The organism is Cupriavidus sp. LA-1, from assembly GCF_055385985.1.
The window spans coordinates 1636052-1656413 of sequence record NZ_AP031387.1 but is presented as its reverse complement, the minus strand read 5'-3'; the positions used below and the strand labels follow the sequence as shown (position 1 = coordinate 1656413).

The window sequence follows — 20362 nt, the reverse complement described above, 5'->3', positions numbered from 1 at the left end:
AGCGCGCTGGTACGGGCCTCGATCTGATCACGGCCTGGGCTAGGGTGAGCCCTTGACGCGCACACGCGCTGGGCGCAGGCGACCTGACGAATGGATCGGTTAGTTCGTTCTGAGTGGGAAAGCTTCGCTACCCCGGGCGTTATGCGAACCGCCGGCGCGCGGGTAGCCGATATTTCTGGACGAGTCCCATGCGGAAACCCGACAGGACTCGCGGTTCATGTTCGGTCAGTAGGGCTCTGTCGCCGCCGCATTGCCGGTTGTGGCCGCGGGGCCGGCTGTCGTCACGCCGTGACCCTCAGCAACCGGTCGCACGCCGGCGCCGCCTGGCTGCCCAGGACGCAACAGCAAACCACCCAGCACGCCCGCCGCCGCCGCGAGGACCGCGCCGAACAGAAAGGCCACGTGATAGCCGCTGTTGAGCGCCGCCGTGGCGCTTCCGGAAGCCTGCATCGCATCGCTGCGCGCGGCCGCGAGACTAGCGAGCACCGCGAGGCCGAGTGCGCCCCCCATCATCAATGAGGTATTGACGATACCGGACGCAAGGCCCGAATCGCCCGGATCGACGTCGCTCATGGCAGCCAGCAGCACGGCATTGAATGCAATGCCAGCACCGAAGCCGAACAGAATCATGCCGGGCAGCACGTCAAGCACGAAGATGGCGTTCTCCGGTGCGCGTGCGAACAGCGCGAGGCCACACGCGGCGACGAGCAGCCCGACGGCAAGCGGAAGGCGCAGACCGAAGCGCATCACCAGGCGCGCCGACAGGCCCAGCGAACAGAAAGCCATGAGCAGACTGGCTGGCAAGAATGCGAGCCCGACCTGCAGGGGCCCGTAGCCGAGCACGCGCTGCAGATACAAGGCGGAGATGAAGAACCACGCGAACATCGCCCCCGCCCAGAGTACGCCGACCACATTGGCAGTCGCGACATTGCGCAGGCGGAACAGGCCGAGCGGCATCAACGGATGCCGCACGCGCGCTTCGATCACGAGAAACACGGCCAACAGCGCCAGCGCGGCGACCAGCAGGCCCAGCGTCTGCGCCGAAGTCCAGCCCGCTTCGTTGCCGTTCACGACCGCGTACACGGCGAGCATCAGCGAAGCCGTCACCGTGGCCGCGCCGGCCACGTCGAGGCGTTCGCCATGTGCATGGCCGCGTGCTGACGGCAAGAGCGAGACGCACAGCGCATAGACGGCAATGCCGATGGGCAGGTTGACGAGAAAGATCCAGTGCCAGCTCAGCAGGTTGGTCAGCAGACCGCCGAGCAGTACGCCGATGGTGCCGCCCCCCGCGCAGACGAAGCCGTACACGCCCATCGCCTTGGCCCGCTCGCCGGGCTCGGTGAACAGATTCATGATCAGCGACAGCGAAACCGCGGAGACGACCGCGCCGCCAAAGCCCTGCACGGCACGTGCGCCGACCAGCAGGATCTGCGAATTCGCCATGCCGCATGCGAGCGACGCCAGCGTGAACAGCGTAATGCCGCCGAGGAACAGCTTGCGATGGCCGTAAAGATCGCCCAGCCGGCCGCCCAGCAGCAGGCAGCCCCCGAAGGTCAGCATGTAGGCATTGACCACCCACACCAGCGAGGTCTCGCTAAAGCCGAGGTCCGCGGCGATCGACGGCAAGGCAACATTGACGATCGTCGTATCGAGCACGATCATGAGCACGCCGAGGCACAGAACGATCAGCGCCAGCCAGCGTTTGTCGCCGTGGATGGAATGGGTCATGCCGGGGCTCCTTTGTCCTGGTCAATCGGGTGCGGCCGGTGCTATGTCACGCAGCGAGCGCGGCGGTCTCTTTCTTCGCCGAGGCAATGGCCCCGCTGCGTGCCTCCGGACCCATCGCCACACCTTCCGCGCGAATGAAGGTGATATCCGTGATGCCCAGAAAGCCGAAGGCCGCCTTCAGATAGGTCTCCTGGTGATCGAACATGGCGGCGGGCGAGCCTTCGCTGTAAACCCCACCGCGCGACGAGGCGATGATCAGCTTCTTGCCGCCACACAGTCCCACCGGGCCGTGCTCGCCGTAGCGGAACGTCTTGCCGGCGACAGAGATGCGGTCGATCCAGGCCTTCAGTTGAGACGGCACGCCAAGGTTGTACATCGGCGCACCGATGACCACGGTGTCGGCGGCCAGGAACTCCTCGAGCGCGGTCTGGCCCACGGCGATGTCGGACTTCAATGCCTCGTCGACCGGAGCGCCTTGCGCGGCCGCGAGGTGCGCTGCCGTCAGATGGCCGATCGGTGTGGCGGCAAGATCGAGACGCGTGATGACAAGGTCAGGCTGGCTGGCCCGGAAGGTGGCGACCACCTCTGCCGACAGATCGCGGCTGACGGAACCTTGCCCGAGGATGCTGGAATCTACGTGTAGCAATTTCATGAGATTTATCTCCGAAGTGGCAGACGATGCGTTTGCCGGAAACCCGCGCGACAGGCTTTGACTAACCATTCAGCGCTGATGCAGGTGATGATTTAAATGCTAGATGGACAACGATCTCTTGCATATGTCCTATGATCAAACGCATCATTGCCATCAATAGAACGATAAGAAGATATTGAGTCCTGCCCATGCGCGCAATCCGTCACCCGAGAACCCATTTCCTCACGGGTTTTGCTGCAATAGCGCGGTCCGCGATAACGTGCGGAACAGAATGGACAACTAAAGTCGCGAGGACGGCGCGCGCCGCAAAGCGGTGGTTTACTGCTTGAGCGCTTCGGCCGTAATCAGCAGCTTGGTCTTCATATTGAAGCCGTACGCCTTGCCGAAATCGACGCCGAAGTCGGCGCGATCGAATTCACCCGCCGCGTCGACGCCGCATACCTCGCGCTTGAGCATCGGGTGCGGCATGCATTTGAACGCGTTGATCTTGAGTGTCAGCGGCCTGGTCACGCCGTGCAGCGTCAGGTTGCCGACGACCGAGGCCGGCTTGTCGCCGTCGAACTTGATCGTGCCCTTGTAGGTCGCTTTCGGGTATTTCGCCGCATCGAAGAACTCGGCCGTCTGCAGCTGCTCGTCGAGCGTGGTGTTGCCGGTGCCGACCGACGCGATGTCGGTCGTGACCTCGACAGCGCCGCTCTTCGCCGCGCGATCCAGCGTCACCGAGCCCTGCGACTTGTCGAACTTGCCGCGCCAGACCGACAGGCCGCCGAGGTGGTCGGCCTCGAAACTCGGGTACGTGTGGGTCGAGTCGAACTGGTAGGTCGCGACATCGGCGAATGCCGGGAACGACAGCGAGGCGGCGAGCGCACTCGCCGCAATCACAAGATGCTTCTTCAAGTCAATCTCCTTGGAATCATTGCCGCGCTCGCGCGCGGGTCCGATGATGTGACGTTGCCGCGCTTATTTCGCGGCGACGATATGAAACCTGATCTGCACCTCGTCGGCGACCACCGCGGTGTCTTTCCACTCGCCCGTGCCGATGTTGAATGCCGAGCGTTTGATCGGCAGCACGCCGTCGAAGGTCTGCGACGCACCGCTCTGGGTAATGGTGACCGGCATCGTGACGGTCTCGGCCTTGCCTTTGATCGTCAGCTTGCCGGTCACGCTGTACTTGTTGCTACCCGCGGGCGCGATCGCCGACGACACAAAGGTCGCCTGCGGATACGTCTTCGCGTCGAACCAGTCCTTGCCGGCGACCTGGTCGTTGTACATCTTGTCGCCAAGGTCGTAGCTGGCGACGTCGATCGTCACCTGCGCGCTGCCCTGCGCGGCCGCCGCCGGATCGAACCTGACCTGTGCCGCGAATTTCTTGAACACGCCCTCTGTCGGCACGTTCATCTGCTTCGATACGGCGGACACCTTGCTCTTCGCCAGATCGACGTCGGCCAGCGCCGCGCCCGACGCGGCGAACGCGACCGCGGCGAAAGCGGTCAGCATGGAGCGGGAAAGAGACACCTTCATAAAACCCTTCTCATTTGGCAAAAGGAAGCATCCGCGACAGCAGGCCATCACGGTCCAGCAGCTGGTGCTTGGCGGCGGCGAGCATATGCACCGCGACGAGCGCAAGCAGAACGTAATTCAAGGACATATGGAGCGTCTTGAAGCTTTCCTTCAGCACCGGATCGGGATCGATCAGGCGCGGCAGCGGCAAGATGCCGAGGTACACGACAGGAATGTTCGACGCCGAGCTGTACACGTAGCCTGTCGCCGGGATCGCGAGCATCAGCACGTACAGCAGCCCGTGCACGCCATGGGCGCCGATCCGCTGCGGCAGCGACATGCCGGCCGGCAGCGGCGGCGGCATATGGGTCGCGCGCCATAGCACACGCACGATCGCAAGCGCGAACACGGTCACGCCGATCCACTTGTGCCATGAGAAGTACCTGAGCTTCGCCGGCGTGAAACCGGGAATGTCGGTCATCACCCAGCCTAGTGCAAAGCCGCTGACGATCAGCAGCGCGATCAGCCAATGCAGCGTAACCGCGGTCCGCGTATAGCCGCGCGGCGCGGCCGGCAGAGCATTCAATGCCATGGGTTCCTCAGTACAGCGCAAGTTCCAGTGGCCGAAATATAGATGGCGGCAGATTCGATTACCAGACGGTATAATGGGATGCACTCGTGCAAAAATGGGTGGAATCGATGATGGATCTGAATGACATCGCGCTGTTCGTGGAGGTTGTGCGCGCCGGCAGCTTCGCCGAGGCCGGTCGGCGACTCGGGATACCGCCCAGCACCGGCAGTCGACGGATCCAGCAGCTCGAGCGCCGGCTCGGGGTCCGGCTGATGCAGCGTTCGACGCGGCGTCTGGCGCTCACGGATGCGGGACATACGTTCTTCACGCAGTGCGCCGAACAGGTCGACGCACTGACGCAATCGGCACAGGAACTGATCGACGCCGGCAAGGCGCCGGCAGGAAAGGTTCGCGTTGCCGTGTCGGTCGACTTTTTCAGCTGGTTCCCCCTCGATCTGATCGCCAAATTCCTGGCGGAGCATCCGGGCGTGCGCCTGGAATTCGAGTTGAGCGACGCGCGCGCCGACCTGCTCCGCGATGGCATCGACGTGGCGCTGCGCGCAGGGAAGACCGTCGAGCCGTCCCTGGTCGCGCGGCAGATCGCCTCGGGCCGAGTGACGATGGTGGCAAGTCCGGCCTATCTGGCGGCACACGGGGCGCCAACGGCGCCGCAGGAGCTCTCCGGGCATGACTGCATCACACAGCCGACGCGTACCGGGGCGCCCGCCATCTGGCGGCTCGACGGTCCGGATGGAAGCACGGAGGTGTCGGTCAGCGGCCGTTTTCAGGCCAACACGACCCAGGCACAGGTCGGCGGCGCAGTCGCCGGACTGGGTATCGCGCTGCTGCCGACATTGATGACGGCCCCCTATGTTCAGCAAGGCGAGCTGCTGGAGGTACTGCCCGGCCACGGACTCGAAGACGTGGGCGTGTATTTCGTCTACCTGAGCCGAAAACAGATACCGCGTGCCGTGCGCGCCTTCACCGAATTCGCGATGGCGGCCATGCTCCAGCGAAAACTGACGCCCGCGGCGTCCACCAAGGGCGTCAAACCGGCCGGAGTCGGGCGCTCGGGCCGTCGGCATCGCGCCTGACCGGCAAGCGGGCCTGGCGACGCCGAGTGTCTGAACCGGCCCGGAACTTGCCGCCAGGCACCACGGCATTGCCCGCGCTGCCCGGTCGCGACCCGCGGCGGGCACCCGCTGCTCGGGGCATCCCACTCATACCAAGGTCTGACAGGGCACCCACCACCCGGTAATTGCCGGCACCCCACCCCCCTCCTACGCTTCCCATCAACAAGCGTGAACGCCGGGGAGGCCCGAACCATGAAGGTGCAAAATCGGTGGATCCCCATGCTGGCGGTCGCCGTCGTGGCGGTGGCGGGCGTTGCGCTCTACCTGATGTGGGAGACGGCGATGGCCCCCATCAAGCCACCGGCACCGTCCTCCTTCGACGAGCCGCTGACGCTGCGCGGTGCGCGCGTGGTTGCCCTGGGAGACTGCGCGGTCTGCCATACCGCCCGCGACGGCAAGCCCTATGCCGGCGGGCTGCCATTGTCGACGCCGTTCGGCACCCTCTACTCCACCAACATCACGCCCGATCCTGCAACCGGCATCGGCACGTGGTCGCTGGAAGCCTTCACGCGCGCCATGCGCCGCGGCATCTCGCGCGATGGACATCAGCTCTATCCCGCCTTCCCGTATATCCATTACACGCGCATGCCCGACGAGGACATCGCTGCAGCCTATGCCTACCTGATGCGCCGCGACCCGGTGGTTGCCAAGGCCCCGCCCGACGATCTCATCTTTCCGCTGAACTTCCGGCCGCTCGTGGCGTTCTGGAATGTCCTGTTCCTGCGCACCGGCCCCGAGGCCCCGGACAGCTCGCGCAGCGCGCAGTGGCATCGCGGCCGCGAACTCATGAACGGCCTCGGCCACTGCGCCGCCTGCCATACGCCGCTGAACCTCATCGGCGGCGAGACATGGGGCAAAGCCTTCGAAGGCGGTGTGATCGACGGCTGGGAGGCACCGCCCCTGACCCGCCTGGCGCATGGCCCGGTGCCGTGGACAGAGGCGCAGCTTGTCACTTACCTGCGCACTGGCATTTCGTCCGCGCATGGCGCCGCCGCCGGGCCAATGCTACCGGTCACGCAGGAGCTGGCGACCGTGCCGCAGGCCGACGTGGAAGCCATGGCCACCTATCTGTTCTCGCTCCAGCAGCCCGCCCGCGCCGAAAGCGCCGTTGCCGGCGTGCCGGCGGCGGACCAGGCGGCGATCCGGCGCGGCAGCGTGCTGTTTGCCGGCGCCTGTGCCTCCTGCCATGGCGACAGGGCACCGATGCAGGGCATCGGCAACCGTCCCGGCCTGGCGACCAGCAGCGCCATCCATGCCGCCACACCGCGCAATGCGATCCAGATGATGCTGGCAGGCGTGCCCTGGCAAGGCGAGCAAGCGCTGCATTACATGCCCCCATTCAATGAAGCCATGGACGACGCGCAGATCGGCGACCTGGCAGCCTACCTCAGGGCCACCTATTCCCGTTTGCCGCCGTGGGATGGCGTCACGCAGGCGGTGGCCGGTATTCGCCAGGGAGACGCAGCGAAATGATCCAGCTCACAGTCAATGGCGTCAGCCACTCGCTCGACATCGATCCTTCGACCCCTTTGCTCTATGCGCTGCGCGAGGACCTGGACCTGCATGGCGCCAAGTTCGGCTGCGGACTGGGTCAATGCGGCGCCTGCACCGTGCTGGTGGCCGGCAAGCCCACCTTCTCATGCCTGTTGCCGGTATCCGCGATAGGCAAGCGGCCGGTGCGCACGATCGAAAGCCTGGGCACGGCCGAACGGCCCGGCCCGCTCCAGAAAGCGTTCATCGAGCACCAGGCGGCCCAGTGCGGCTACTGCATCGCCGGAATGATCATGCGTGCGCAAGCGTTGCTGGAAGCCAACCCGCATCCCACCGATGCCGAAATCCGCAAGCATATGGAGCCGAACCTGTGCCGCTGCGGCACCCACATGCGCATTCTTGCCGCGATCCGCGCGGTCAGCGGAACCCCCGCCGGCACAGGCAAACCCGCGACGGAGACCGTGCGATGAGCCCCGACGACAAGAGACTCCCGGACAACCCCGCGCGCCGGGCCTTCATGGTTTCCGGCTCGCTCGTGGTGGGCTTCACTTTGCTGCCGGGCAGGCAGGCGCTGGCCGAGATGGTCCTGGCCGACGAAGGCGCCGCCGTGCGCGTGGCCAGGGATTTCGAGAAGCTGACTGGCAGCCTCAAGACCAACCCCTATCTGGATGCGTGGATCCGGGTGGCACCGGACAACCGCGTCACGGTCTGCACCGGCAAGGTCGAACTGGGCACGGGCGTGCGTACCGCGCTGCTGCAGGTGGCCGCCGAGGAACTGCAGACCGACCCTGGCCAGATCACCTTCCTGACCGCCGACACGGGGCGCTCCCCGGATGAAGGCCTGACCGCGGGCAGCCATACGATGGCGGACAGCGGCAGTGCACTGCTCCATGCCGCCGCGCAGGTAAGGGGCCTGCTTACCGACGCGGCCGCGCGTACGCTGCACACGGACCGTGCGACGCTTACCGTGCGCAATGCGCGTGTGCATGCCGCTGACGGCCGCTCGAAGTCATTCGCCGAGTTGCTTGCCGACGTCAACCTGCACGTCGTGGCGCGGCCCACGTCCGCGCTGCGGGACCCGGCTTCGTTCACGGTGATCGGCACCGCGCTGCCCCGGCTCGACATCCCGGGCAAGGTCACTGGCGGCGCCAGCTACGTGCAGGACCTGAAGATGCCCGGGATGGTGCACGCACGCGTGGTGCTGCCACCCGCCTATGACGCGCCGCTGCAGTCCGTTGACGAATCCGGCGCGCGGGCCACGCCGGGCTTTGTCGCCATCGTGCGCGATGGCAACCTGCTGGCCGTGGTGGCGCAGCGCGAATGGCAGGCGGTGCAGGCCCAGCGCGCACTTTCCGCCGCATGCCGCTGGGGGAGCGGCCGCGCACTGCCGCAGCCCCGCCAGGTGACCACGCAGCTCAGGCAGATTGCCACCGAGCGCATCGTCATCGCCGATACGCGCATGCAGCGCGTGCCGATGGCTGCGCCGGTCAGGACCCTCGAAGCCACCTACACCAAGCCATACCTGATGCACGGGTCGATCGGGCCGTCGTGCGCGGTAGGTCATTGGCAGGACGGCGTGCTGACCGTATGGACGCATTCGCAGGGGGTCTATCCGCTTCGCGACGGGCTGGCCGAGATGCTGTCGATGCCCAGGGACAAGATCCGCTGCATCCACGTGGAAGGGTCCGGCTGCTATGGCCACAACGGCGCCGACGATGCGGCGGCGCACGCGGCCTACCTGGCGCGCGCGCTGCCGGGCCGGCCGGTGCGCCTGCAATGGATGCGCGACCAGGAGAACCTGTGGGACCACTACACCCCGGCAATGGTCGCGCAGGTCAGGGCCTCGCTGTCGGCCGACGGCACCATCGTCAACTGGGATTACGCGCTCTGGAGCAGCTCGCACAATGAGCGCGTGGTCAACGCCGGCCGCCTGCTGCCCGCCACGCATCTGGCCAGGCCCTTCACGTCAGCGCCGTCGGTGCCGATGACGCAGCCCGAGGGCGGCGGCGACCGCAATGCCATTCCCCTCTACCGTCTGCCAAACCGCCATATCGTCAACAACTTCTCGCCGACGATGCCGCTGCGGACCTCGGCCATGCGTTCGCTGGGCGCGCACCTGAACGTGTTCGCGATCGAAACCTTCATGGACGACCTGGCCCACGCCGCAGGCGTGGACCCGGTGCAGTTCCGCCTGCGCCATATGGACGAGCCCCGCGCGCTGGACGTGATCCGGCTGGCGGCGCGCAAGTTCGGCTGGCCGCAGCGCGCCCGCAAGCCGAGGCACGGCGCCGGCTTCGCCTTCGCCCGGTACAAGAACCTGATGGGCTACGTGGCGATGGCGGTGGAAATCTCGGTGGAGCGCGACACGGGCCTGGTGCGCCTGGAGCGCGCCGAAGTGGCTGTCGACTGCGGCCAGGTCGTGAACCCCGATGGCGTGCGCAACCAGATCGAGGGCGGCATCCTGCAATCGGCCAGCTGGACGCTCTATGAACAGCTGCGCTTCGACGCGGCCGGCATTCGCGGTTTCGACTGGGGAAGCTACCCGATCATGCGCTTCTCCACCGTACCCGCGCAGATCAATGTGCATCTGATCGACCGGCCGGGTACGCCATTCCTGGGCGTGGCGGAAGCCGCCATGGGCCCGACCGCCGGCGCCATCGGCAACGCCTTGTTCGATGCCACCGGCGTGCGCGTGCGCGACATGCCGCTCGGCGGCGAACGGCTGCGGGCCAGGATCGCGCCCTGAGCAGCCCGCCGGGGCAACCCGATTCACCCTTGCAGGAGCTCCCATGACCTCATCGCAACGACCCCGCGCCCTTGTCATCGGCGGCTCGCTCGGCGGGCTGTTCAGTGCCGTCTGCATGCGCGCGATCGGCTGGGACGTCGACATCTTCGAGCGCTCGCCCCAGGAGCTGGACAGCCGTGGCGGCGGGCTGGTGCTGCAGCCCGCCGTGCTCGACGCACTGGACTTTGCCGGTGTGCCGCACGGCGACGATTTCGGCGTGCCGTCGCGCGACCGCGTCTTCATCGAGCGTGACGGCACGTTCCGGCGCGTGTATATGCCGCAGACGCAGATCGCGTGGAATGGCCTGTACCAGCGCATGCGGCGCCACCTCGGCGATCTGGCGCTTCATGCGGGCGAGATGCTTACCGGATTCGAGCAGGACGGCAGCCGTATCACTGCGCAATTTGCTTCCGGCCGCACGGCGCAGGGCGACCTGATGATCGGCGCCGACGGCCCGGTATCCGGCGTGCGCGCCCAGCTGCTGCCCGGCCAGGTGCCAGCCTATGCCGGCTATGCCGCATGGCGCGGCGTGTTGCCCGAACGTCTGCTGTTTGCATCCACCCGCCAGCTCCTGCGGGACGCGTTTGCATTCCAGGATGGCAGTGCCCACCAGTTCCTGACCTACCGGATCCCCGGCGAAGACGGCAGCGTCCGCGAGGGTGAGCGGCGCCAGAACTGGGTCTGGTATCGCAGGATCGCATCGGGCCCCGCCCTCGATGCGCTGCTGCAGGACCGCACCGGCAACCGGCACAGCTACTCGCTGCCGCCAGGCGCGATGCAGGACACCGAGATCCGCGCGCTGAAGGTCGCCGCGCTCGACGTCCTGGCGCCCGCGCTGGCTGGCCTGGTCACGGCGACGCCCGATCCGTTCCTTCAGCTGATTCACGACTATGAGGCGCCGCGGATGGTATTCGGCCGCGTGCTGTTGCTCGGCGACGCGGCCTTTGTGGCGCGCCCGCACACCGGCGCGGGGGCCGGCAAGGCCGCCGCCAATGCGCTGACCCTGGCGCGCGCGCTGCAGGGTCACGCCGCCGATATCGACGCCGCGCTGCTGCAGTGGGAACGCGATCAACTGCCGGCGGACCGGCGCCTGGTGCGCTGGGGCATCGCGCTTGGCCACCGGATCATGGACGTGGCCCCTGGCCTGTAATTGCCATCCCCGAGCGCGGTGGCGCAGAGATCCCCAAGTGGAAATCCAGCCGCTTCCCGAGAAAAAACTGCCCTGCGCAGCACTCCCTGCACGGACGGCGTTGCGCGCCACGCAACGCTGACTTGCTCCCCGTTGTGATTCAAATTGCTCTTTCGCGCGCCTAAGCTTTGAGCACCCCAACCTGACACCCGAAGCCATGAAAACCACCCTCTCTCCCACCGCCAGCAGCGTCGGCCATGAGGCCGCGCCAATGTCCGCCGCGCTGGTCGCCCTGTTCTCCCTGTGCGCCGGGGTACTGGTCGCCAACCTCTACTACGCCCAGCCGATCATCGAGCTGATCGCGCCGGCCGTAGGCCTGTCCGCCCAAAGCGCCAGCGTGATCGTGTCGCTGACCCAGATCGGCTATGCCGTTGGCCTGTTCTTCCTGGTGCCGCTGGCCGATCTGCTCGAGAACCGGCGCCTGCTGATGATCAGCGGCGCAGCCGCCGCCATCAGCCTGGTGGGCGCCGCCGTCTCGTCGCAGCCAGGCGTATTCCTGCTGGTCTCGCTGCTGCTGGGCCTGAGCTCGGTCAGCGTGCAGATCCTGATCCCGCTGGCGGCGCACCTGGCGCCCGAAGCGCTGCGTGGCCGTACCGTCGGCACGATCATGGGCGGCCTGCTCTCGGGCATCCTGCTGTCGCGGCCACTGTCGAGCATGCTGGCGCAGTACTTCGGCTGGCGCGCAGTGTTCTATATCGCCGCCGCGATGACGCTGGCCACCGTGGCCATCATCGCCACGACGCTGCCGCGCCGCGTGCCGGAGCATCGCGCCACCTATGCCAGCCTGCTGAGCTCGCTGTGGCATCTGTTCACGCGCTACGCGGTGCTGCGCCAGCGATCGCTGTACCAGGCGCTGCTGTTTGCCACGTTCAGCCTGTTCTGGACTGCCGCACCGCTGGAACTGGCCAGGCACTATGGCCTGTCGCAATCGCAGATCGGCATCTTTGCCCTGGTCGGCGCGTTGGGCGCGGTGGCGGCACCGATCGCCGGCCGGCTGGCAGACGCGGGCCGCACGCGCATTGCCTCCTATGTGGCGATGATCGCGGCAGCCCTCAGCTTTGCGCCCGGACTTGTCGGCGGCACGGGCGGTGTGTACTGGCTCGCACTGACCGGCATCGTGCTCGACTTCGCCGTCCAAATGAACATGGTGCTGGGCCAACGTGAGATCTATGCGCTGGATGCCGCCAGCCGTGCACGCCTGAACGCGCTGTACATGACCGCCATCTTTGCCGGCGGCGCGGTGGGATCCGCACTGGCCAGCGCGCTCTACACGCACTTCGGCTGGTCCGGCGTCGTCGCTACCGGCAGCGGCCTGGCCCTGGTCTCGCTGGTGGCCCTGGTGCTCGCTTCGCGACGCTGAGCCAGTCAATGTTCAGAATCCGTCAACAGGAGTCGCTGTCATGACATCCCATCTTTTTGCGCCCATCCAAATCGGGCCATTGCATCTGAACCACCGGGTCGCCATGGCGCCGCTGACGCGTTCGCGCGCAGGCCAGCCAGGCAACGTGCCCACCGCCATGAACGTGGAGTACTACCGGCAACGTGCATCCGCGGCCCTGATCATTTCCGAAGCCACGCAGATTTCCCAGCAAGGCCAGGGCTACGCCTGGACCCCAGGCATCCACACCGCCGAACAGATCGAAGGCTGGCGTGCCGTGGCCGACGCCGTGCATGCCGAAGGCGGCCGGATCTTCCTGCAACTGTGGCATGTCGGCCGTGTTTCGCACCCGTCATTCCAGCCCGGCGGCGCGCTGCCGGTAGCGCCCAGCGCGCTGCCGGTGCCCGGCAAGACGTTTATCGCCGACGCCGAAGGCAACGGCGTATGGAGCGAAATCCCGACACCGCAGGCGCTGACGGCCGACGGTATCGCCGCGATCGTGCACGACTACCGCCAGGCCGCGCGCAATGCCATCGAAGCGGGCATGGACGGCGTGGAAATCCACGCGGGCAATGGCTACCTGCTGGACCAGTTCATCAACTCGGAAAGCAATCACCGCACCGACGCCTACGGTGGCAGCATCGAGAACCGCGCGCGCTTTCTGCTGGACGTGGTGGAAGCCGTGACCGCAGAGATCGGTGCGGGACGCGTAGGCGTACGGCTCACGCCGATGGGCCGCTTCATGGGTATGGGCGATGCCACGCCCGAAGCCACCTTCGGCTACATCGCACGCAGCCTCGGCGCCTCGCCGCTGGCCTACCTGCACCTGGTGGAGCCCGCGATGGTCGGCACGGTCAGGGACGAAGCTGCCGACCCGCGCTGGGACAGCATGATCCGCACGATGCGTGCCGAATACCGCGGCGTGCTGATGCTGGCGGGCGGCTACGATGGCGCCTCCGCGGAGCGGGCGATTGCCGACGGGCGCGCCGACATGATCGCGTTCGGACGGCCGTTCATCGCCAATCCGGATCTGCCGCACCGCCTCAGGACCTCGGCTGCGCTCAATATGCCCGATCCGGCCACCTTCTTCGGCGGCGCGGCAACGGGCTACACGGATTATCCTGCGCTCGCCTGAGTACTGAAGCTGGCTTGCCCGGACCGCCGTGGCAATGTTCGTGGGGCGCACCGCGCCGGGTGTCATGAGTCATGACGTCCGGCGCGGTGCGCCCTTGCTTCTTGCGCGTGGCCTGGCCCCGGTGGATCGTCGCGGGTGCCAGGCTTCGTTGCCTGCTGCACAGGCCATACAGATGGCCGATCAGTCCGGTGAGGGCGCGTCGAGCAAACGGGCGGCATCGCTAATCACCGGGCTGGACGCGATTGGCGAGTTCCTCGACGATCGATGCCTGCAGTCTGTCACGGGACATCCTGAGCGGATTGCGAGCCGCGGGCGATACCATCCGGCGCTTGCAGTCGGCGCTTGCAGTCGGCGAACGCAGTTGGACTGCTTGTCCGCGTCCGAGCAATCCGAGCCGGAATCCATCTTGTTTCAGTACAAGACAGCCATATGCCTGTTTGATACTGAAACTCTCAAATGCGCTTCCGGCGGCGCAGGTAGCGCGAGTCCGCGGGCACGCCCGCAATGCAAGCGGGCGGCGCCAAAGGCGCCGCCCGACCGTCAAACCTGACACCGGGCAGACTCCACTGCCCGATCCTGCGTCAGGATCAAGCCTGCCCCGGCGTGGTCCGAATCAGGACTGCCGGATACCCATGATGCGATCGCCCATGCCGATGCCCCACTGAGTCATCTGCATGCCTTGCGCCAGGCGGTCCTGCTGCCAGTTCGCCAGAGCGCCATCGAGATCCGGCGCCCCTGCCAGGGCCTTGGCGAGAGCCACCGCGTCGGCGGCCGCCTTGGCCGTACTGCCGGCAGTATGGGGGCGGGGAATGAACGCGGCGTCGCCGGTCAGCAGGACTCGCCCAAAGGTCATGCGGGGAACCTGCAGGTCCAGGATCTGCTGGACAAAGATATCGTCGGTGTTCTCGATCAAGGCCTGGAACGCCGGGTTGGCGTGCGCCGCCCCCATCTGGCGAATCCAGCTGTCCTGCCCGACAGCGAGCGAGCCCGGCGGAACGGAATGGCTGCGCCGCTTGCCGTCGCGGTCTGTCAGCACGCGGTCAAGCTCGGCACCGGGCGCTGCCTTCAGGTACCAGAGCCAGTTGAAGCGGCGGTGACCGGGGGTGGTCGAGCCATCGGCACCGGGAACCATGTACTGCAGCATCAGGGACTCCGGCTCCTGCTGGAACACGAAATTCTCATAGAGCAGCGGCCGGGCGGCATCGGGCAACTGATGCTCTTCGATCAGCCCACGCCAGACCACGTAGCCCGCATAGGTCGGCGAGACGTCGGGGAGCATGAGCTTTCGTACCGTGGAGTTCGCCCCATCGGCACCGACCAGCAGATCGCCCTGTAGCCGCCGGCCATCGGCAAGCGTCGCAATGACGCCGTGATCGTCCTGTGCCACGCCGGTCAGCCGCGCATCCCGGTGATAGTTTTCCATCGGAAAGCGCCTGAGCAGCGCGGCATAGAGCGTATTCCAGGAAGTCTGGGTCTGCGGCATATGTTCGCGGTGGCGGATACCGCCGCTACGGTCCAGATAGAGCCTGTCGTGCGAACGCACGCCAAGGGCACCACCCGGGTCGATCCCGGCGAACGAGAATGCACGGATAACCTCTGGCTGCAGAACAATGCCGCCGCCACGGCTGGTGAGGCTGGAGGGCGAACGCTCGAACACCTCCACCTCCCACCCGACCGCGCGCAGTGCGGTTGCCGCAAACAGTCCGGCCAAAGACCCCCCGACGACCAGTGCCTTGCCCGGGCCTGCAGCGGCAGGCCGGGCGCCTGTGACGGGGGCCATCGATTGGGCATCGAGGGCTTGATTCGCTTCCATGTCGTGCTCCGATATGCGAGTAGATGGAGGCATGGTAGAAGGCCCGGTGCGATCGCTGAATGGGGCGGCCATGCAACAGCGCTTTGCGGAGCAAGCAACGGGACGGGCAGGCGGCCTGATCAGTGTCCCCTCTGCTTCACGCCACGTTGCGTCAGGCGCAACGCCGGGTTGCGTGGGCATGCCATTCAGATTCCGCCCGGTTCAACCTAAGCTTCCTGCATCGAAAACGCATCGCGTTGAACCTGGAGAACCAATATGGACAAGCAAGCGACCCTGCACTACGTCTATGACCCGTATTGCGGATGGTGCTACGGCCTGGCGCCGCTGGTATCGGTCGCCGGCGAGATGGAAGGCCTGAAGGTGGTGGCGCACTGCGGCGGCATGCTCGCCGGCGCGCAGGCGCAGAGGATGTCCGCCGAGTGGCGCGACTTCGTCCGTCCGCATGAAGAACGCATTACCGCGCTCAGTGGCCAGAAGTTCAGCGAGGCGTACCAGGAAGGAACCCAGTTCGACTACGACGTGCAGCTCGATTCCGGCCCGCCGACGGCGGCGATGCTCGCAGCGGAGTCATTGGCCGGCGCGGGCCTGGACATGCTCAAGCGGCTGCAGACCGCGTACTACGTCGAAGGCCGCCACATCTCCGAACGCGAGACGTTGCTCAGCATTGCCATCGAACTCGGGCTGGATGCGCAGGCATTTTCGACGGCCTATGACCAGGCCGTGCTCGATCTCGGGGAACACTTCAGCCATACGCAGGAGTTTCTCGCGGCATTGGGTGGCCGAGGCTACCCGACGCTGGCGATTGAACAGGATGGCAAGCTGTCGCGGCTACCCCTGGGCCGATACTTCGGCAAGCCCGAGCTCTTCCGCAAGGCGCTCGCGGACCTGCTGGCGCCAGCGCAGGCAGCGCAGTGAGCTGGCATGGCGGCGGACGCGGAGGCTGGATTGCCCGTATCCGCCGCCAGCGGGTCAGTCCTGGCGCCGTGTCGGCCCCGGCAGCGTGGCCAGGAATTCCAGGAACGCAGCAATCCGCCGCGAGCCGCGCTGGTTCGGCAGGTACAGCGCGGAGATCGCGGAGCTTGCCTGGTCGGGATTGACTGACCATGCGTCAAACAGCGCCGTCAGCCGGCCAGTGTCGATATCGTCGTCGACAAGCCAGTCGGGCAACAGGCCGACGCCTGCGCCCGCCAGCGCGATCTCACGCAATACCTCGGCGTTGTTGCTGCGGAAACGACCGCCGACCGGAACCGTTGTCTCGCTGTCGCCCTGGCGGAAGGTCCAGATCTGGTCCCGTGCGCCATAGCTGAAGCGCAGGCAATGATGATTGACCAGTTCAACCGGATCGGCGGGGATACCCTGGCTGTCCAGATAGGCCGGGCTGGCGACCACACGACGGCGGAAGCGGCCGATCTCCCGCGCCACGACGTTGTCATAGGATGCGGGGCTGCCCAGCCGTACGGACAGGTCGATGCGCTCGCCGATCAGGTCGACGATGTCGTCGGTCAGCGTGACTTCGACCTCGAGCTGGGGATACTTCGCGAGCCAGTTGCCGAGATACGGGGCAATGCAGCGGCGCCCGAAGGCCACCGGCAATGACACCCGCAGCTGCCCGACCGGCACCTCGCCCCGATCCGCGATCAACGCGTCGGCTTCTTCCACTGCATCCAGGATCTTGCGGGCCCGCTGATAGTAGGTTGCGCCGGCTTCCGTGACGGTAATGACCCGTGTCGAGCGATTCAGCAGGACCGCCCCAAGCGAAGTCTCAAGCCCGTCGAGCGCGCGCGTGACAGACGAGGTGGCCAGGTCCAGGCGTCGCGCCGCGGCAGAGAAGCCCTTGGCATCCACGGTTTCCACGAACATCTTCAATGCAAGCAGCTTGTCCATCTTTGCTGTAACCCCTGGTTCGCCCGGATCTGGCTCATGACCGCGCGAATGCGGCGTTCAGGAGCGCGTTTCCTTCTTCCGGCTTGAGGCCTGTGCCTGACGGCACATTATGCCCGCAAACCCGCTTGCGGCGTCCTGACAGCGGCGTCATCCGGTCGATGCCCCGGACACGATCATCTGGCGTCATTCGCATGAAAGGCGGGCAGAACCGTCGCGGCGAGTTCGTCCAGCACTTCCGGCACCGGCCGCTGCGAATCGGTGATATTGAAGGCCACGTGATGGACGCCGGCGGCGCGCATCTCTTCGAGGATCGCCACCAGATGCTGCGTTCCCGTCCTGTAGCCAAGGTTCAGCGCCGTGGGCGGCTCCGATGCGCGCTCGCTCAGCTCCAGGCGCACAGCCACCCCAAACGCGCGGAAGCTGCCCGGCGCCGCGCGATCGCACGCTGCGCGCCACATGCTGTGCCGGTCGTGCTGGGTTGCCGGATCGCGGTGATAAGTCATCCAGCCGATGGCGTGCCGGGCAATCCAGTCGACGCTCTGCCCGGCCGAGCCAACGGCAAGCAACGGCACCGCGGTGCGCTGGCGCGGCAGCATGTAGAACTCGGTCCCGTCGTCGGGCTGCCGATCCGCGATGACACGCGACGGCACGCCTACCGCCGCGCTCACGACTTCCCAATGGTCGCGGAACAGGTCTCGCCGCGCATTGCCGTCCTGCCCGAACGCGGCATACTCCGGCGGCCTGTCGCCCGAGCCCATGCCCAGCACGAAGCGCCCTCCGGACAGTTCATGCGTGGAAATGGCCGCCTTGGCGATATGCAAGGGATGGCGCAGGGTAAGGACCACCGCCCCACTTACCAGTGCGGCGCGCCGCGTGCGCACGGCAAGTCCGCCCAGCAACACCCACGGGTCGAGATGGCCGACAGGGTCGGGATAGCCGGCACTGTTGAGCGGTACGTCGCGTACCCACAGGGCACGGAAGCCGGCCGCGTCCGCGCGCTGGGCCAGGTCGAGCTGCGCGGCATAGTCCACCACCGTCTGGCCGGCGCCGAGCAGCGGCAAGACCAGGCCGATGGATAGCTCATGCTCGCGAAACAGCGCGGGGGCCGCGCTGGGCTGTGCGCTGGGATGTGATAGCGGAGTGCTGAAGTTCGACATGGTCCATTCGACACGATTGCATTCCGGCAGATGATGCCATTGCCCGTTCCGCGCTGCTGTGCGCAGCCAGGAGCGATGTCATGCCGCCTTGTATCCGCAGCATCACTTTCCGGTGGCGCGGCGCCAGAACTCCGCATCAGGGTAAATACCACCCTTCACGACCTTGGCCTGCCGAGGCTTCCGCCCTATTATTTATCAACCGATCACTGATCGATCGATAATTTAAGGAGGCAGCGATGGCACTGACCAGGCTTGCACATTTTTCCATCCGCACCACCGACCTGGAGCGGTCCTGCGCGTTCTACGAACGCATCCTGGGCTTGCGGCGTGGTTACCGGCCACCGTTCGACTTTCCCGGCGCCTGGCTCTATCTGGGCGACGACGAGCGTGACTACGGAACGGTGCACATCATCGGCGTCGATCCCGCCAACCCTTCGGGGCTGTCCGCTTACCTGGGCGACAAGTCCCTGCCCGCGTCCGGCACCGGGACGCTCGACCACATCGCCTTTCTGGCCACCGGCGTCAGGCAGATGTGGGAAACCCTGCGCGCGGAGGGAATCCCCTGGCGCGACCGCACCGTCCCGAGCCTCGGCCTTCACCAGGTATTTATCGAGGACCCCTCGGGCGTCACGATCGAACTCAATTACCCCGCCACCGAAGTCGCAGGCCTGGACTTGCCGAACGGGGCGCAAGCAAGCACCGGAGTGATGGCATGAAAACCGTACTGCATCAGCAAGCAAAGGCGATCGTCGTGGGCGGTTCTCTTGGCGGGCTGTTTGCCGCCAATATGCTCAGGCGTGATGGCTGGAACGTCGAGATCTTCGAGCGCACGCCCGAAGCACTGGCCGGACGCGGCGCCGGCATCGTCACGCATCCGGAACTGTTTGACGCGCTGGCCGCCGCCGGCGTAGTGGTCGATGACAGCATTGGCGTGCACGTCAACACCCGGATTACGCTCTCGCGCGACGGCTCGACAGTCTCCGATCGCGAAATGCCGCAGACACTGACCGCTTGGGGCAAGATGTATGACGTGCTGAGCAGGGCGTTCACCGGCACCTATCGCACCGGCGCCACGGTGACCGCAGTCGATTCGCACGCCGACCATGCGGTCGTCACGCTCCAGGACGGCTCGACGCACCGCGCCGACCTGGTCATCGCCGCCGACGGCTTCCGCTCGGGTGTGCGCGAACGGCTGCTGCCTTCGGTCGGCCTGGAGTACGCCGGCTACATCGCCTGGCGCGGCCTGGTCGATGAAGCGCAGGTTTCATCCGCCACGCACGCGGCGATCTTCGACAAGTTCGCCTTCTGCCTGCCGCCCAGCGAGCAGATCCTCGGCTATCCGGTGGCGGGGGATGGCAATCGCACCGAGCCCGGCCACCGCCGCTACAACTTCGTCTGGTACCGCGCCACGCGCGAGCACGACGAACTCCCCGACCTGCTCACCGACGCCAGCGGCAAGCATTGGGCCAACGGCATCCCGCCCGGCCTGATCCGCCCCGACGTGCTCGCCAACATGGAAGCCGCTGCAACGGAACTGCTTGCGCCGCAGTTCGCCGAGATCGTCGCAAAAACCGCCCAACCGCTGTTTCAGCCGATTTTCGACCTGACCGTGCCGCGCATGGCCTTCGGCCGGATCGCACTGCTCGGCGATGCCGCCTTTGTCGCGCGCCCGCATTGCGGCATGGGCGTGACGAAAGCCGCGGGGGATGCCATCGCGCTCGCCCGGGCGCTTGCCGGGCATCAGTCCGTCGAGGCCGCACTCGACGCGTACAGCGCCGAACGCGTCCAGGTGGGACAAGCCGTCGTCGAGCACGCACGTCATCTCGGCGCCTATATGCAGGCGCAGCTAAGGAGCGAGCACGATCGAGAGATGGCCGAACGCTACCGCACGCCCGAGGCGGTCATGCGCGAGACCGCCGTGTCGCGCCGGTTCTGACCGCCCCGGG

Annotated in this window: 18 protein-coding genes; 10 read left to right on the top strand and 8 right to left on the bottom strand. The window is 66.5% G+C overall.

Features of this window, described 5'->3' with window-relative positions:
* Positions 1 to 225: 225 nt before the first annotated feature.
* The 5 genes from ACZ5MJ_RS07870 to ACZ5MJ_RS07850 form a co-directional block, all read right to left on the bottom strand.
* Positions 226 to 1728, bottom strand: coding sequence for a DHA2 family efflux MFS transporter permease subunit (locus ACZ5MJ_RS07870; RefSeq protein ID WP_464223269.1), 1503 nt, complete (start codon positions 1726 to 1728; stop codon positions 226 to 228).
* 46 nt (positions 1729 to 1774) lie between these two features.
* The gene (locus tag ACZ5MJ_RS07865; protein ID WP_464223678.1) at positions 1775 to 2380 is read right to left on the bottom strand and encodes an FMN-dependent NADH-azoreductase; all 606 of its coding nucleotides are present in this window, start codon (positions 2378 to 2380) and stop codon (positions 1775 to 1777) included.
* A gap of 318 nt (positions 2381 to 2698) precedes the next feature.
* On the bottom strand, positions 2699 to 3277 hold the full coding sequence (locus ACZ5MJ_RS07860) for a YceI family protein (protein WP_464223268.1): 579 nt from the start codon (positions 3275 to 3277) through the stop codon (positions 2699 to 2701).
* A 63-nt stretch (positions 3278 to 3340) separates the two neighbouring features.
* Positions 3341 to 3901 (bottom strand): YceI family protein, encoded by a 561-nt coding sequence (locus ACZ5MJ_RS07855; protein ID WP_464223266.1) that lies wholly within the window; start codon positions 3899 to 3901, stop codon positions 3341 to 3343.
* A 10-nt stretch (positions 3902 to 3911) separates the two neighbouring features.
* On the bottom strand, positions 3912 to 4472 hold the full coding sequence (locus ACZ5MJ_RS07850; protein ID WP_464223265.1) for a cytochrome b: 561 nt from the start codon (positions 4470 to 4472) through the stop codon (positions 3912 to 3914).
* A 107-nt stretch (positions 4473 to 4579) separates the two neighbouring features.
* Here ACZ5MJ_RS07850 and ACZ5MJ_RS07845 point away from each other — a divergent pair, with 107 nt between their 5' ends.
* The 7 genes from ACZ5MJ_RS07845 to ACZ5MJ_RS07815 all read left to right on the top strand — a co-directional run bounded on the left by ACZ5MJ_RS07845 (position 4580) and on the right by ACZ5MJ_RS07815 (position 13562).
* Positions 4580 to 5545: a LysR family transcriptional regulator gene (locus tag ACZ5MJ_RS07845; protein ID WP_464223677.1), complete on the top strand. Its 966-nt coding sequence runs from the start codon at positions 4580 to 4582 to the stop codon at positions 5543 to 5545.
* A gap of 231 nt (positions 5546 to 5776) precedes the next feature.
* Positions 5777 to 7057: a cytochrome c gene (locus ACZ5MJ_RS07840; protein WP_464223264.1), complete on the top strand. Its 1281-nt coding sequence runs from the start codon at positions 5777 to 5779 to the stop codon at positions 7055 to 7057.
* Entirely contained in the window at positions 7054 to 7545 is a 492-nt protein-coding gene (locus tag ACZ5MJ_RS07835; RefSeq protein ID WP_464223262.1) for a (2Fe-2S)-binding protein, read from the top strand. The genes ACZ5MJ_RS07840 and ACZ5MJ_RS07835 overlap by 4 nt, the downstream gene beginning before the upstream one ends.
* Positions 7542 to 9821 (top strand): xanthine dehydrogenase family protein molybdopterin-binding subunit, encoded by a 2280-nt coding sequence (locus ACZ5MJ_RS07830; protein WP_464223260.1) that lies wholly within the window; start codon positions 7542 to 7544, stop codon positions 9819 to 9821. Before ACZ5MJ_RS07835 ends, ACZ5MJ_RS07830 begins: the two co-directional genes overlap by 4 nt.
* A 43-nt stretch (positions 9822 to 9864) precedes the next feature.
* Positions 9865 to 11010: an FAD binding domain-containing protein gene (locus ACZ5MJ_RS07825; protein WP_464223259.1), complete on the top strand. Its 1146-nt coding sequence runs from the start codon at positions 9865 to 9867 to the stop codon at positions 11008 to 11010.
* A 196-nt stretch (positions 11011 to 11206) separates the two neighbouring features.
* The gene (locus tag ACZ5MJ_RS07820) at positions 11207 to 12409 is read left to right on the top strand and encodes an MFS transporter (RefSeq protein ID WP_464223258.1); all 1203 of its coding nucleotides are present in this window, start codon (positions 11207 to 11209) and stop codon (positions 12407 to 12409) included.
* A gap of 40 nt (positions 12410 to 12449) precedes the next feature.
* On the top strand, positions 12450 to 13562 hold the full coding sequence (locus ACZ5MJ_RS07815) for an alkene reductase (protein WP_464223257.1): 1113 nt from the start codon (positions 12450 to 12452) through the stop codon (positions 13560 to 13562).
* 613 nt (positions 13563 to 14175) lie between these two features.
* Here the strand turns inward: ACZ5MJ_RS07815 and ACZ5MJ_RS07810 are convergent.
* A complete protein-coding gene (locus ACZ5MJ_RS07810) occupies positions 14176 to 15375 on the bottom strand; it encodes an FAD binding domain-containing protein (protein WP_464223256.1) in 1200 nt (399 codons plus the stop codon).
* A 255-nt stretch (positions 15376 to 15630) separates the two neighbouring features.
* On the opposite strand from ACZ5MJ_RS07810, the gene ACZ5MJ_RS07805 reads away from it, so the two are divergent.
* A complete protein-coding gene (locus tag ACZ5MJ_RS07805; protein ID WP_464223255.1) occupies positions 15631 to 16290 on the top strand; it encodes a DsbA family protein in 660 nt (219 codons plus the stop codon).
* 54 nt (positions 16291 to 16344) lie between these two features.
* Here the strand turns inward: ACZ5MJ_RS07805 and ACZ5MJ_RS07800 are convergent, their stop codons facing one another.
* Both ACZ5MJ_RS07800 and ACZ5MJ_RS07795 read right to left on the bottom strand, forming a co-directional pair.
* Positions 16345 to 17259 carry a LysR family transcriptional regulator gene (locus ACZ5MJ_RS07800; RefSeq protein ID WP_464223254.1) on the bottom strand — a complete coding sequence of 305 codons (915 nt, stop codon included), beginning with the start codon at positions 17257 to 17259 and terminating at the stop codon, positions 16345 to 16347.
* A 173-nt stretch (positions 17260 to 17432) separates the two neighbouring features.
* A complete protein-coding gene (locus ACZ5MJ_RS07795; protein ID WP_464223253.1) occupies positions 17433 to 18416 on the bottom strand; it encodes a TIGR03571 family LLM class oxidoreductase in 984 nt (327 codons plus the stop codon).
* Between the two features lie 236 nt (positions 18417 to 18652).
* Here ACZ5MJ_RS07795 and ACZ5MJ_RS07790 point away from each other — a divergent pair, with 236 nt between their 5' ends.
* Both ACZ5MJ_RS07790 and ACZ5MJ_RS07785 read left to right on the top strand, forming a co-directional pair.
* The gene (locus ACZ5MJ_RS07790) at positions 18653 to 19132 is read left to right on the top strand and encodes a VOC family protein (RefSeq protein WP_464223252.1); all 480 of its coding nucleotides are present in this window, start codon (positions 18653 to 18655) and stop codon (positions 19130 to 19132) included.
* Complete coding sequence (locus ACZ5MJ_RS07785; protein WP_464223251.1) at positions 19129 to 20352, top strand: FAD binding domain-containing protein; 1224 nt, start codon at positions 19129 to 19131, stop codon at positions 20350 to 20352. Before ACZ5MJ_RS07790 ends, ACZ5MJ_RS07785 begins: the two co-directional genes overlap by 4 nt.
* The last annotated feature ends 10 nt before the right edge of the window (positions 20353 to 20362 follow it).

What these genes read in the sequence shown, in the direction of transcription:
- ACZ5MJ_RS07870 (WP_464223269.1), bottom strand. Translation starts at nt 1,728, where the DNA reads ATGACCCATTCCATCCACGGCGACAAACGCTGGCTGGCGCTGATCGTT.
- ACZ5MJ_RS07865 (WP_464223678.1), bottom strand. Translation starts at nt 2,380, where the DNA reads ATGAAATTGCTACACGTAGATTCCAGCATCCTCGGGCAAGGTTCCGTC.
- ACZ5MJ_RS07855 (WP_464223266.1), bottom strand. Translation starts at nt 3,901, where the DNA reads ATGAAGGTGTCTCTTTCCCGCTCCATGCTGACCGCTTTCGCCGCGGTC.
- ACZ5MJ_RS07850 (WP_464223265.1), bottom strand. Translation starts at nt 4,472, where the DNA reads ATGGCATTGAATGCTCTGCCGGCCGCGCCGCGCGGCTATACGCGGACC.
- ACZ5MJ_RS07845 (WP_464223677.1), top strand. Translation starts at nt 4,580, where the DNA reads ATGATGGATCTGAATGACATCGCGCTGTTCGTGGAGGTTGTGCGCGCC.
- ACZ5MJ_RS07840 (WP_464223264.1), top strand. Translation starts at nt 5,777, where the DNA reads ATGAAGGTGCAAAATCGGTGGATCCCCATGCTGGCGGTCGCCGTCGTG.
- ACZ5MJ_RS07835 (WP_464223262.1), top strand. Translation starts at nt 7,054, where the DNA reads ATGATCCAGCTCACAGTCAATGGCGTCAGCCACTCGCTCGACATCGAT.
- ACZ5MJ_RS07830 (WP_464223260.1), top strand. Translation starts at nt 7,542, where the DNA reads ATGAGCCCCGACGACAAGAGACTCCCGGACAACCCCGCGCGCCGGGCC.
- ACZ5MJ_RS07825 (WP_464223259.1), top strand. Translation starts at nt 9,865, where the DNA reads ATGACCTCATCGCAACGACCCCGCGCCCTTGTCATCGGCGGCTCGCTC.
- ACZ5MJ_RS07820 (WP_464223258.1), top strand. Translation starts at nt 11,207, where the DNA reads ATGAAAACCACCCTCTCTCCCACCGCCAGCAGCGTCGGCCATGAGGCC.
- ACZ5MJ_RS07815 (WP_464223257.1), top strand. Translation starts at nt 12,450, where the DNA reads ATGACATCCCATCTTTTTGCGCCCATCCAAATCGGGCCATTGCATCTG.
- ACZ5MJ_RS07810 (WP_464223256.1), bottom strand. Translation starts at nt 15,375, where the DNA reads ATGGAAGCGAATCAAGCCCTCGATGCCCAATCGATGGCCCCCGTCACA.
- ACZ5MJ_RS07805 (WP_464223255.1), top strand. Translation starts at nt 15,631, where the DNA reads ATGGACAAGCAAGCGACCCTGCACTACGTCTATGACCCGTATTGCGGA.
- ACZ5MJ_RS07800 (WP_464223254.1), bottom strand. Translation starts at nt 17,259, where the DNA reads ATGGACAAGCTGCTTGCATTGAAGATGTTCGTGGAAACCGTGGATGCC.
- ACZ5MJ_RS07795 (WP_464223253.1), bottom strand. Translation starts at nt 18,416, where the DNA reads ATGTCGAACTTCAGCACTCCGCTATCACATCCCAGCGCACAGCCCAGC.
- ACZ5MJ_RS07790 (WP_464223252.1), top strand. Translation starts at nt 18,653, where the DNA reads ATGGCACTGACCAGGCTTGCACATTTTTCCATCCGCACCACCGACCTG.
- ACZ5MJ_RS07785 (WP_464223251.1), top strand. Translation starts at nt 19,129, where the DNA reads ATGAAAACCGTACTGCATCAGCAAGCAAAGGCGATCGTCGTGGGCGGT.